Genomic DNA, 11981 nt, shown 5'->3' with positions numbered 1-11981 from the left:
CCCAACCCCCGACCCCCGATCCCCATGACGGATAGCGGTAAAGTGTTGGTATATTAAGTGTTGATAAGCCGGTAACTTGTTGATTTTTAGCATTGCTATTTTTTCTGTTTATACCATGCTAACAAGTTAACTTATTGATTTACTGTAATTATAGTGCGGTCTTGAAAACCGGCGACCCGAAAGGGTTCCAGAGTTCGAATCTCTGCGCTTCCGCCAACATTCGAAGGGGTTGCCGAAAGGCAGCCCCTTTTGCTTTGGCGCTGTAGCAACGCGCTGCAAGTGCAGGCTTTGTACATCACCCTCGTACACCTTTAGCTTTCCTGTAAGTTCCTGGCGACATCTTAAAGCTGCGGGTAAACAGCCGGTTAAAGCTCTGCTGTGAGTCAAAGCCGTACTTCACCGAAATATCGACGATTCGTTCCTGGGTATTTTTGAGATCCTGTGCCGCCAGCTGTAATTTTCTGATTCTGATGTATCGGCCAATACTTTCGCCTTTATAATATAAAAAAATTCTCTGGAAGTGCCATTTAGAGTAGCCAGAATAGCGAGCAATATCCTCTATTCGTAATCGACGATGAATATTATTATCTATCCAGCCGGTGATGGTTTCTATGACTTTGGCGGAAATCTTCATGCTGATATCTCTCAGTGTTAGTAAATGCTTAGTTACGCGTTGAACGCTGCAGTAGCGATTTAATGAAATTTCTAAGATGGCAGGATAAAATATAACGATCGATGTTTTTTGTTTTATCTGAATGGCAACGCCTGACGTTGTTTTTATATAAGGGTGGTTTCGGAGGGTGTTTTGAATGTATACTTTTAACGTCTGTATTATTACAGACGTTAAAATCACCCTTTTCGTACAGGCATGCTTTAAAATCATGAACTCCCGTGGAGGAGAGAAATGCCACGAAGGTGAAAATCACAATAAGCGCGGTCTTCATAACGATGCTTCGGCCTGTTGTTGTAATGAATACACAATGGCAAAAGAAATCAGAACGTATAATTGATGGCAAGCATACCGGTCGTACCGTCTTTTCTCATGACGATGGGGCTGTTGGAGGCTTTCTTATCAAGCCAGGCATAGCTCAGGCTAAACAAGCCTCCCCAGTGTTCGCTGAACTGATGGGTCAGTGTCAGGCTGGTGTCAGTGCCGTAAAACCCACCGGCGCTGCTGTAGCGCGAGAAACCTGATCGGTTGTGCTGCTGTTCGTTGACGCCGTACCAGGTATTCATATAACGGGCATCACCAAATAATGCGCTGGCCTGAAATGTAAGCGTATTAACTTCGTTCATAATCGGGATATAATTTATGGCTGTGGAATAAGATACGCCCTGATCATCATTTAACGGCAGAGTTGTTTTACCTTCAAAAACCAGCCAGGGGGCGACGGCCCAGCCAAGCGCAATACCCGAATTGACCGTAGACGAAATATCCCCCATGCCTTTAAGTTTATTCGAGCCTTTTCGCCAGCCTGAATTTTTATCCGCGCGGCCTGAATCGTAACCCAATGTTGGCTCGAAATATAAACCATTATCGCTTTGAAGATGAATGCCAAGCCCATTCATGGAATCAAAGAAGATATTACTCATCTGAATGTGTATCAGTGGAATAACACTGGTGTTTTGTTCATTAGCTCCGCTGTATCGTGGAGAGGATATAGCTCCGAGGCCAAAGGTTGTCACGGTTTGATCAGAATTAAATTCACTTGCATACGATGATGAAATACTGGAAATTATCAGCGGTGCAATTATGTATTTTGTGCTTTTCTTCGTTAACATAATGATTCTCATCGTCAGGTGTTTATATTTTTTGTGCATACTTAGCTCAGTAAGTAAAAGGATTATGCTGAGGGCTTATCAATGAACGACCAGGGATTTGTGAAGAAACTGTCAAGGTAACATTAAATGAAAAATAAACGGGTCCTGGTGATTGAAGACGACGCTGATGCGGCAAATGTGTTGGAGGCCTATCTTAAACGCGAAGGCTATAGCGTTTCGGTGGCCGGGGATGGCCTGGCGGGCATGAACACGGTGGTTACCTGGAAGCCCGATCTTATTTTGCTGGACGTCATGCTCCCCGGGATGAACGGCACGGAAATTCTTGCGGCCGTCAGGCGAAAGGGCAATACGCCCGTCATCATGATCACCGCCATGGGCGAACCCTATGACAAGATCGGCGCTTTACGCTATGGCGCCGATGATTATGTGGTCAAGCCCTACAATCCCGGCGAAGTCATGGCCAGGGTGCAGGCCGTGCTCAGGCGCAGCCAGGCCAGCCAACTCCCCGCTGAAGATGTTTTACGCTGGGGTCCACTGGAGGTTGATGTCACCAATTTGGCGGCGCAGGTGTTGCATGAGGGACATCCTCCCCTGCGCCTGGATTTAACGCTCACCGAGTTTTCTATTTTGAAAACGCTAATGCGTGCCTCGACGAGGCCGCTCAGCCGCCAGTTTTTGCTCGAAGAGTGTCTCCCGGAAAGCGACGCTCTGGAGCGAGTGGTGGACACGCATGTCTATAACTTAAGGAAAAAGCTTGAGGCGGCGGGAGTTGATAATCTCATTCTGAACGTACGCGGCATTGGCTACAGGTTCTGCAAACCATGAACAACAAAAAGAGCAAATCGCTCCTGCTGTGGATATCGATTCGTATCATCGTGGTGGCCGTCAGCGTACTGTTTTTCATCGTGCTGGCGATGTGGAGCATCTACGCGGTTCAGTATTACTGGGTTGTGCATCACATGTCGCCTGCCGCTTACCAGGAGTTTCTGACGCTGCGGGCGAACCCTGACTTAGACATTGTTCGTTTTCATCAAATTGTGGATGCCCGCTGGGGAATTGAATACAGCACGCCTTCCATCAGCTCTCTCAACTGGGGCTGGCTGTTTATCTTTATTTCCATGGCGACCCCATTTGTGATCGTCAGCTGTTTACGCGCCACGCGTCCGCTTGCCGCGCAGTTTCGCAGCCTGACGGACGTCGCGGAGATAGTGGCTCAGGGGGATTTCAATCAACAGGCAAAACGGGTGGATGAATGCCCGGCGGAGGTGACTCGCTTTGCCAGCAACTTCAATAAAATGATTAGCCAGCTGGCGCTGTACGAACGCGAGCTTAAGGCCGCGCACGTCGCGGCCGCACATGAACTGCGCTCACCGCTTACCGCCGCTATGGGGCGGCTGCAGGGCATGATCGACCATGTGTTTCCGGCGGATGAAAAACAGCTGAATATGGTGATGACGCAGCTAAAAAACCTCAGCCACCTGACTGATGATTTGCATTTCCTTTCCCTGGCGAGCGCGGGGCAACTCTCGCTCCAGCACGGCGTATTCTCGCTTTCTGAAGTCCTGAATGAACGGGTAGCATGGCTAAAACCCCAGCTGGAAGCGGCCGGGATGTCCGTCTCGGTGGAGGCGGAAGATGAATTCTATTACTCAGGAGATGAAGCCCGACTGGGGCAGGTCTTCACCATTATCATTGAGAACATGCTTCGCTATTGCAGCAGGGGCGATCGCATGTCCATTCGCTTTCGCCATCTTAAGCAGGGCATTGAAATCCAGTTTCTTGATAGCGGGCCTGGCGTCGCCGCGGATTATCTGCCGCATATTTTTGAGCGTTTCACCCGCGGGGAGCGTTCGCGGGCAAGAGATTCAGGCGGCAGCGGGCTGGGGCTTTCTATTGCCAGAGAAATCTGTCATGCGCACCACGGGGATATCCACGCCGGCCTGCCTGCTGAGGGCGGGTTGCTGATGACGATAAATTTGCCCGTGCCGCTCAGCGAAGATGAAACCTGACTTACTCGTACTGCTGGCGAACTCGCTGCTAATCGCGCTCGTACAGGCGGCGCTGCATTTCGCATTCAAACAGGAATTCGAGCCCTTCAAGCTGACGACGTGCTTCGGCGACGTCTTTGCCCCAGCAGGTCAGGCCGTGGCCACGCAGCAGGAAACCGTATTTCAGGGGAGCCTGTTCGGCATGCCGTTCAATGCGTTTTGCCAGCGCATCGATGTCCTGATCGTTATCGAAGATAGCAATTGGCACCGTGTCGAGGTGCGTCTGCTGGCCGATCAGGGTTTTTTGCATTTCATAGCCGCTGATGTTCAACGCCGGGCCTTTTTCAATCCGCGACAGCACGGTGGCATTCACGGTGTGGACGTGCAGCACGACGTTTGCTTCAGGAAAAAGCCGATAAACCAGCGTGTGCAGTCCGGTTTCGGCGGAGGGTTTACGCCCCGATGGCGCCTGATTCGTGGCAATGTCTACCTGCAGGAAATCCTCGCTGGTCAGGCTGCCTTTGTCGCGCCCGGATTCGCTCAGCCAGCACCACTCGGCATCCTGGCGAATGGACATATTGCCGCCGGTCGCCGGAGCCCAGCCTTTAGCGCCAATCCAATGACAGGTGCTGACCAACTGCGTGAGCCTTTCTTGCCACATACGGTATTCCTCAATGCTTTTTAGTTTAACTGTCTAGCCGTCTAAATGGCTGTTTACATAATGCTATCATTGTGTGAACACTCGGGCAACACTTGCCGGGTGATAAGATATATCGAGCCAATCAGCGGTTTTACACCGAATTTTCTCCGGTGATCGGGCGGGTTCGCTTTACGGCAAAATGTCGCTTTGCACAAATGAGTTTTGTTATGTTATAACGTAACAAAATTACAGCAAGACGATGTGCAATATGACGGTCACTCCAATGTTATGCCCCAAAATGCTGCCTGATATTCAGTCACTCAGAAGCCACGATTTCGACATGGCCCTGTCCTGGGTTGGCATGGAACAAATCGACCTTCCGGTGGAGGTCGCGGGGCGCCCGCTGACGGCGAAAGTCAACGCCGGGATCAATCTTCTCCGTTCCCCGGAAGCGGAAAAGGGCATTCATATGTCCCGGATTTATCTGCTGCTGGACGAGCTAACCCAGGGCGAAATTACGCCGGCGGTACTGCGCCGTTTACTGGGAGAATTTTTGGTTTCGCACCAGCGCAGCAGCGACCGCGCCAGCGTGGAAATCACCGGCGAACTGCTGCTGTCCCGCAAATCTTTAACCTCAAACCACTTTGGCTGGAAGGCTTACCCCATCCGAATCCTGGCGGAGCGTGGGGAAGGTTTTGCCGTCACGCTTCGGGTGGGGATCCCGTATTCATCTACCTGTCCGGCCTCGGCGGCGCTGAGTCGCAATCTCGCGCAGCAGCAGTTTCAGCGGGACTTTGGCTCGCGAAAGGAGGGCGTGTCCGTCGAAGAAATGCTGGCCTGGCTGGGCGAGAAGGGCATGCCGGGCACGCCCCACAGCCAGAGAAGCTGGGCGTGGGTTAGCTGCCAGCTGAAGCCGGATGTTGCTACGTTGCCTTTCGAGGAACTTATCGACCGCTGCGAGGCCGCGCTTGGCACGGCGGTGCAAACGGTGGTTAAGCGTAGCGACGAGCAGGCCTTCGCCCTGGCCAATGGCCAAAATTTGATGTTTTGCGAAGACGCCGCTCGCCGCCTGAACAAGGCGATGCAGGACGCGCCTTTTAGCACCGCTTTTACCCTTCGCGTTGAGCATCAGGAAAGCCTCCATGCGCACAACGCGGTGGCCCGCATTCACTGGACAGGAAATCACCATGCTGCGTAAAAACCCTTCAGGCCATCTGCCGCAGGTCTCTCCCAAAGCGTATATCGACCCCACGGCGGTGATTTGTGGCCGGGTCATTATTCATGACTATGTTTATGTCGGGCCCTATGCGGTGATCCGCGCCGATGAGCTGAACGCCGAAGGCGACATGGATCCTATCGTGATCCATTCCCATTCGAATATTCAGGACGGCGTGGTGATTCACTCGAAAAGCGGGGCGCCGGTGACCATTGGCAGCGGTACGTCGATTGCGCACCGGGCGATTGTGCACGGCCCTTGCCGGGTCGACGAGCGGGTGTTTATCGGCTTTAACAGCGTACTTTTTAACTGCCACGTACAAACCGGCTGCGTCATTCGCTACAACGCGGTGGTTGATGGGGTGACACTGCCGAAGCAAACGTATATTCCGTCCACCGAGCGCGTGGGGCCCGACTCTGATTTAAGCCACTATTCACGGGTTGACCCCGCTTCGGTGCAGTTTTCTGAAGAGGTGGCCAACACCAACGTCAAGCTGGTGGAAGGTTACCAACTGCTGCGCAACGAGTTCTGAGCATGCCTTTTTCCCCCGGAGAACCAGCAGCCGAGTTAAGCGTTTCCCTGCGGGCGATTGCCCGTCCGCAGGGCGCAGCCTGGCCGGTGGCGATTAATTTTCACCTGAGAAAAGGTGAGCGGCTCAGCGTGATTGGGCCAAACGGCAGCGGCAAAACGTCGCTGCTGCGGGCGCTGAGCCAGGAACTAAAGGCCGAGGGGGAAATAACGCTGGCGGGCCGCCCCTTAAATAAGCTCAACCCGCAGCTGCGGGCGAAGCTCGTGGCGGTCATGTCGCAAAACGATCTCCCCGATTTGCGTCTCTCCATTGAGGATTATGTCGCGTTAGGCAGGCTCCCGTTTGCCCGTGATATGCCGGAGCCAGAACATCGCTGCATTGTGTGTGGGGCGATGAAAGAGGTTGGTGTGCTCGGGATGCGGCATAAATCGCTGGCCTGTCTGTCCGGCGGGGAAAGGCAGCGGGCAATTCTGGCGCGAACGCTGGCGCAAACCTCCCGGCTACTGTTACTGGATGAGCCGACTAATCATCTGGACCTGGCGGCACGGGAAGAACTGTTAGCGCTGGTGAAAGCTCGCGGCACAACGGTTATCGCCGTCCTGCACGATCTCAACTTAATCGAAGGGTTTGCTGACAAGGTCCTTATTTTGTCGGCGGGGCAACAGCAGGCTTTTAACGTGCCCGACGCCGCGCTGAATACCGAAACACTTCGCCCCATTTTCGGCCTCGACAGCTTTACCGTTGACCATCCAGGCCAGCAAGGCAGACGAGTCCGTTTTTTTGAACCTTCACGCCCACGGTAAATTTTCAGGGATCGCTATGATGTTAAAAATCGCTACCGGCTTCTGGCTGGCCTTTACCTCCTTTACTGCCTTTGCCTCCGGCTTCCCGGTGACCATTGAGAGCTGCGGTAAACCCATTGTCTTTACCGCAGCACCAAAGCGGGCGGTAATCAACGACCTGAACATGTCGGAGATGGCTTTTGCTCTGGATTTACAGCCGCAGATTGTGGGTCTGACCGGCATCTCCGGCTGGTACAAAATGACGCCCGAATTTAAGCGACAAATGGGGACGATCCCCGAACTTGCGCCCAAATACCCCTCGCTTGAAACGCTGCTGGCCGCCGAGCCAGATTTCTTTTTCGCGGGCTGGAATTACGGCATGAAAGTGGGGGGCGACGTTACACCCCAAAGTCTTGCCAAATACGGCATCAAAACCTTTGTGCTCAGCGAAAGCTGCGCGATTTCCGGGGAAAGCAAAACCAAGGCGACCCTGGATCTGCTCTATAACGATGAGCTTACGCTTGGCAAAATTTTTGGTAAGGCGGAGGTTGCTCAGAAGCTGGTTGACGGCTGGAAAGCGCGGCTGGCCGCCCTCCCCAAAGCACTGCCGGGCGCAAGGCCACTGAAAGTCTTTGTGTATGACTCCGGGGAAGACAAACCGTTTACCAGCGGAAAATACGCCATGCCGCAGGCCATTATCGAGGCCGCTGGCGGTAAAAACGCCATGGAAGGGCTGGACACCAGCTGGGGGACAACCTCCTGGGAAAATGTTGCGGCGGCCGAGCCGGATGTCATCATTCTGCTGGATTACCAGACCGGCGGGGGCGCTGATTCGCTCCGCCAGTTCCTTGAGCGCCACCCGCTGATGAAGCTCACCCCGGCGGTGAAACAGCACCGCTATCTTAAGCTGCAGTACGCCGAGTTGACGCCCGGCCCGGCAAATATCGCCGCGGTTGAGAAGCTCGCTCGCGTTCTGTTCGCGGCACAGTGATGGTTTTAGCCTGGCGTTACCGCCGGGCCGCATGCCTGGCGGGGTTTCTCGTCATATTGTTTGCGGTGCTTAGCTTAACGGAAGGCTCGGTCCGGCTCAGCCTGAATCAGGTGGTAAACGCGCTGCAACCGACGGCAACGGACATTTCACCGATGATTCGTGGGATCGTGCTGGACATCCGGCTGCCCAGAACGCTTCTCGCCCTGATGACCGGCGCGGGGCTGGCGGTGGTGGGCACGCTGCTGCAAACGGCCACGCGCAATGAGCTGGCGGACCCTTTTTTGTTCGGGCTTTCTTCGGGCGCGTCTGCCGGAGCGGTGCTGGTTTTTACCCGCTTCGGCGACTTCTTCGGCGTCTGGACGCTACCGGCGGCCGCTTTTGGCGGCGGGCTGCTTTCTTCGGTTGCGGTGCTGTCTTTATTCCAGCTCAAACGCGATCGGGGTGCCGAAACGCTGATTATTTGCGGGCTGGCGATCTCTTTCTTGTTCGGGGCGTTAACCAGCTACCTGATATTCGCCGGTGACCAGCGTACGGCCAGCTCGGTTTTATTCTGGTCGCTCGGCGGCCTGGGGTTGGCGCGATGGGATAACCTGGGATTTGCGCTGGGCGGTTTGCTGCTGCTGGCCGCATTTTGCCTGTTGAGATGGCGATCGCTGGATGGATTGCTCGCGGGGGATCGCACCGCATTTTCGCTGGGCATTAACGTGACCCGCCTGCGCACCGAAATTTTTCTGTGCTGCGCTTTTTCGACCGCCATTTTTGTATCACTGACCGGCGTGATTGGCTTTGTCGGGCTGATGGTGCCGCATCTTTGCCGCCATTTTTCCGCCATTAAGCACGCCAGGCTGCTGCCTTTGTGTGCCCTTGTCGGGGCCTGTTTGTTGTGCGGCGGCGATCTGGTCAGCCGGGTGCTGGTTGCGCCGCAGGAGCTGCCCATCGGCATTATTACCGCCGGAATTGGCGGGCTGTTTATTGTTGTGATGGTTGCCCGACGCTAGCGCAGCCTTTTTAAGCCGGAGAAAACGACTAATGAAACCTCTGTTACTGACCAACGCGCTGATGATGAATGAGGATCGGCGTTACCAGGGCGATCTGCTCATCGTGGACGGGCGAATTGAAAAAATAGCCGCTGCGATCCCGGCTCGCACCACGTGGAATGTGCGCGATCTTGCCGGGAAGTGGCTGCTGCCGGGCATGATAGACGATCAGGTACATTTTCGTGAACCGGGGTTGATGCATAAGGGCACGATTGCCAGCGAGTCACGCGCGGCGGTGATGGGCGGGATCACCAGCTATATGGAAATGCCCAACGTTTCGCCGCCGACCACCACCAGACTGGCGCTGGAAGGCAAATTTCAGCGGGCCGCCGAAGGTTCACTGGCCAATTACAGTTTCTATTTCGGTGCCACCAACGACAATCTGGAAGAACTTAAGGCGCTGCCAGCCGATGCCGCCTGCGGCGTAAAAGTGTTTATGGGTGCCTCCACCGGCAACATGCTGGTGGATGACGAACGCATTCTGGAGGCTATTTTCCAGCATGCGCCGGGGCTGGTGGCCACGCATTGCGAAGATACGCCGACTATCAAACGTAATGAGGCGCTGTGGCGAAAGCGATATGGGGAGCAGATCCCGGCCGCAGAACACGCAGCTATTCGCTCGGTTGAGGCCTGCCTGCTTTCATCTTCCCGGGCGGTCGCGCTGGCGAAAAAGCACGGCACGCGGCTGCATGTGCTGCATATCACCACGGCCGATGAGCTGGCGTTGTTTGAGCCCGCGCCCACGCTTGAAGCCTTACGCAGAAAAACGATCACGGCGGAAGCCTGTATCCATCACCTCTATTTTAATCAGGATGATTACGCGGCGTTGGGGCACAGGCTGAAGTGCAACCCATCGGTGAAGGGCCAGGAACACCAGCGGGCGCTATGGCAGGCAGTTAAGACTGGCGTGATTGATATTATTGCGACCGACCATGCGCCGCACTTGCTGGCGGAAAAGCAGAATGATTATTTCTTGGCTCCGTCGGGATTGCCGCTGGTGCAGCACGCGCTGCCTGCGCTGCTGGATATGTGTGCCAGAGGGATTTTCACGCCTGAACTTATCGTCAGAAAAACCAGCCACGCGGTAGCCGAACGTTTTCAGATTAAGGATCGCGGCTATATCCGGGAAGGTTACTGGGCCGATCTGGCGGTGATCAACCCCTGGAAACGCGCCAGCATTGAGGGCAGTAATATTGCCTACAAATGCGGCTGGTCACCCTTCGAAGGGCACACCTTGCAGGGCGGCGTGGTTGAAAGCACGCTGGTGAACGGGCACCTCGTCTGGGACGGCGAGTCAGTTGCCGAGGGGATTTACGGCCAGGCGCTGGCGTTTAACCGCTAGCGTTCGCGAGGTTTGAACAAATCTTCGATGTAGTGCATCAGCTCGGACATTTGTTGCAGGATATTGGCGCTGTCCACAATCAGCGCTCCCCAGAGCACAATCAGCGCAGCAACCATGCCTGCGGCTGAATAGTAAAACAGTTTCATCACAGCATCATATTGGCAGGAATTTGCCTCATTATAGCGAGACATGGCGGCCAGTAAATGATGGGCAGATGCCGGCGACATCTGCCCGGGAAAATTAGCGGGCGTAGCGAGGCGCTGGCTGCCCTACGCCTGCCGCATCAAACATCGCCTGCGCCGTAGTGGCATAGGTTTCCCACAGGCCGAGATCGTGCAATGGCGGGATGGTGACAGCTTCCCCGCTGTCCAGTCCGGCCAGGGCGGAATCCACCAAATCATCCACTTTCATGACCGCACCTTCCGGCAATGAGTCCACCGACACGCCCGCACGATCCCAAATTTCGGTTGCCGTAGCCGCGGGCAGCACCGCCTGAATACGAATGCCGGTGCCGGCAGCTTCGGCCTGCAGAACTTTCGTCAGGTTCAATACATAGCCCTTTGTGCCGCTGTATACCGCGCTGCCCACCCAGCTCTGTACTGCCAGAATCGACGAGATATTGATTAGCGTGCCGCTGTTCTTTTGCTGGAAATTAAGCAGGGCGGCATGGCTCAGGCGAGTTAACGCCGTGATGTTCAGCGTGATAAGCGCCTGATGTTGTTCCACGCTGGCGGCGGTAAACGCTGCGCTGTGGGCGGTGCCCGCGTTGTTAACCAGCACGCTGATGCGCGGATCTTTCAGGGCCTCCTCAACGGCGGCAATGTCCTGGTCGTTAACCAGATCGGCTTTTAGCGTAGTCACGGTTATGCCGTGGCGGGCTTCAAGCTTCGCGGCCAGATCGCGCAGGCGATCTTCGCGCCGGGCAACCAGCAGCAGATCAAAACCTCGGGCCGCAAAACGATCGGCATAAACCGCACCAATACCGGAAGATGCGCCGGTAATGACCGCAATAGAACGAGAGTTAGCCATAAAACACCTCACATGAAGTAGAGTAACGTTAATGTGGTTTCATAATGAAACTATGAGGTGAATGTAGATTTTTTGGTTTTATTATGCAACCAATATGAGGGCTGTTTTTTCGTTATGCGCAGGAATTGCTAAAGGGAATATTAATAAGCACCTGAATAACAGATGCTTATTGATCAGGAGGAGGAACGTGCCTGAGTGATTATTTCGTCCGGTTTTAGCTCACGACCATCTTCGGCCTGTAAGGTTAGCTTGCGGATAGGACGATGCTGCTGGCTGTCGACGAGGACGCTGCGTGTCTCATCTTTGGCGTAGAGGTTTTCGCAGCCCCACTGTGAGAGGGCTGCTAAAACGGTCTGCAGCGCCCGGCCTTTTTCCGTCAGCACGTACTCGTGCCAGGCGCTGCCGTCCGACGCCGGGCGAAGCTCAAAAATACCGTTATCGACGAGCTGTTTCAGGCGAACGGTCAGCATATTTTTGGCGATGCCGAGGTTTTTTTGGAACTCACCGAAGCGAGACATGCCGTTCAGCGCATCGCGCACGATCAGCAACGACCACCAGTCGCCGATCACGTCCAGCGTGCGGGCAACCGAACAGACGCTGTCTTCAAGGCTCTTACGTTTCATCATTCCTCCGATGGGTTTGCCG

14 protein-coding genes are annotated in these 11981 nt (G+C 54.6%); 8 read left to right on the top strand and 6 right to left on the bottom strand.

Going from position 1 to position 11981, the window contains the following annotated elements:
- Window positions 1-295: 295 nt before the first annotated feature.
- Complete coding sequence (locus A936_RS06115; protein ID WP_008455685.1) at window positions 296-634, bottom strand: RamA family antibiotic efflux transcriptional regulator; 339 nt, start codon at window positions 632-634, stop codon at window positions 296-298.
- Between the two features lie 359 nt (window positions 635-993).
- Entirely contained in the window at window positions 994-1782 is a 789-nt protein-coding gene (locus tag A936_RS06110; protein WP_034808036.1) for a MipA/OmpV family protein, read from the bottom strand.
- A gap of 126 nt (window positions 1783-1908) precedes the next feature.
- Here A936_RS06110 and A936_RS06105 point away from each other — a divergent pair, with 126 nt between their 5' ends.
- Both A936_RS06105 and A936_RS06100 read left to right on the top strand, forming a co-directional pair.
- Entirely contained in the window at window positions 1909-2607 is a 699-nt protein-coding gene (locus A936_RS06105; RefSeq protein ID WP_008455681.1) for a response regulator, read from the top strand.
- Window positions 2604-3791, top strand: a complete 1188-nt coding sequence (locus A936_RS06100; RefSeq protein ID WP_008455679.1) for a sensor histidine kinase — start codon at window positions 2604-2606, stop codon at window positions 3789-3791. The genes A936_RS06105 and A936_RS06100 overlap by 4 nt, the downstream gene beginning before the upstream one ends.
- A 28-nt stretch (window positions 3792-3819) precedes the next feature.
- On the opposite strand, the gene A936_RS06095 is transcribed toward A936_RS06100, so the two are convergent.
- The gene (locus A936_RS06095; RefSeq protein WP_008455677.1) at window positions 3820-4431 is read right to left on the bottom strand and encodes a methylthioribulose 1-phosphate dehydratase; all 612 of its coding nucleotides are present in this window, start codon (window positions 4429-4431) and stop codon (window positions 3820-3822) included.
- Between the two features lie 247 nt (window positions 4432-4678).
- On the opposite strand from A936_RS06095, the gene folE2 reads away from it, so the two are divergent.
- Genes folE2 through A936_RS06065 form a run of 6 tightly spaced genes read left to right on the top strand, consistent with a single transcriptional unit; the run spans window position 4679 to window position 10307 of the window.
- Entirely contained in the window at window positions 4679-5608 is a 930-nt protein-coding gene (folE2, locus tag A936_RS06090; protein WP_008455676.1) for a GTP cyclohydrolase FolE2, read from the top strand.
- The gene (locus tag A936_RS06085; protein ID WP_008455674.1) at window positions 5598-6158 is read left to right on the top strand and encodes an LbetaH domain-containing protein; all 561 of its coding nucleotides are present in this window, start codon (window positions 5598-5600) and stop codon (window positions 6156-6158) included. Before folE2 ends, A936_RS06085 begins: the two co-directional genes overlap by 11 nt.
- A gap of 2 nt (window positions 6159-6160) precedes the next feature.
- Window positions 6161-6958, top strand: coding sequence for an ABC transporter ATP-binding protein (locus tag A936_RS06080; RefSeq protein WP_008455672.1), 798 nt, complete (start codon window positions 6161-6163; stop codon window positions 6956-6958).
- A gap of 19 nt (window positions 6959-6977) precedes the next feature.
- Window positions 6978-7928 carry an ABC transporter substrate-binding protein gene (locus A936_RS06075; RefSeq protein ID WP_008455670.1) on the top strand — a complete coding sequence of 317 codons (951 nt, stop codon included), beginning with the start codon at window positions 6978-6980 and terminating at the stop codon, window positions 7926-7928.
- On the top strand, window positions 7928-8926 hold the full coding sequence (locus A936_RS06070) for a FecCD family ABC transporter permease (protein ID WP_008455668.1): 999 nt from the start codon (window positions 7928-7930) through the stop codon (window positions 8924-8926). The genes A936_RS06075 and A936_RS06070 overlap by 1 nt, the downstream gene beginning before the upstream one ends.
- A gap of 31 nt (window positions 8927-8957) precedes the next feature.
- On the top strand, window positions 8958-10307 hold the full coding sequence (locus tag A936_RS06065; RefSeq protein ID WP_008455667.1) for a dihydroorotase: 1350 nt from the start codon (window positions 8958-8960) through the stop codon (window positions 10305-10307).
- Here A936_RS06065 and A936_RS23415 read toward each other — a convergent pair.
- The 3 genes from A936_RS23415 to A936_RS06050 form a co-directional block, all read right to left on the bottom strand.
- The gene (locus tag A936_RS23415) at window positions 10304-10453 is read right to left on the bottom strand and encodes a hypothetical protein (protein ID WP_157141384.1); all 150 of its coding nucleotides are present in this window, start codon (window positions 10451-10453) and stop codon (window positions 10304-10306) included. The genes A936_RS06065 and A936_RS23415 overlap by 4 nt on opposite strands.
- Window positions 10454-10547: 94 nt before the next feature.
- The gene (locus A936_RS06055; protein ID WP_008455663.1) at window positions 10548-11336 is read right to left on the bottom strand and encodes an SDR family NAD(P)-dependent oxidoreductase; all 789 of its coding nucleotides are present in this window, start codon (window positions 11334-11336) and stop codon (window positions 10548-10550) included.
- A gap of 173 nt (window positions 11337-11509) precedes the next feature.
- Window positions 11510-11959, bottom strand: a complete 450-nt coding sequence (locus tag A936_RS06050) for a winged helix-turn-helix transcriptional regulator (RefSeq protein WP_008455662.1) — start codon at window positions 11957-11959, stop codon at window positions 11510-11512.
- Between the last annotated feature and the right edge of the window lie 22 nt (window positions 11960-11981).

The sequence above is a fragment of the Enterobacter sp. Ag1 genome (assembly GCA_000277545.1).
Lineage (GTDB): Bacteria > Pseudomonadota > Gammaproteobacteria > Enterobacterales > Enterobacteriaceae > Cedecea.
Note: the sequence above shows the minus strand (reverse complement) of the source record. Positions and strands in the feature narration are given on the sequence as shown.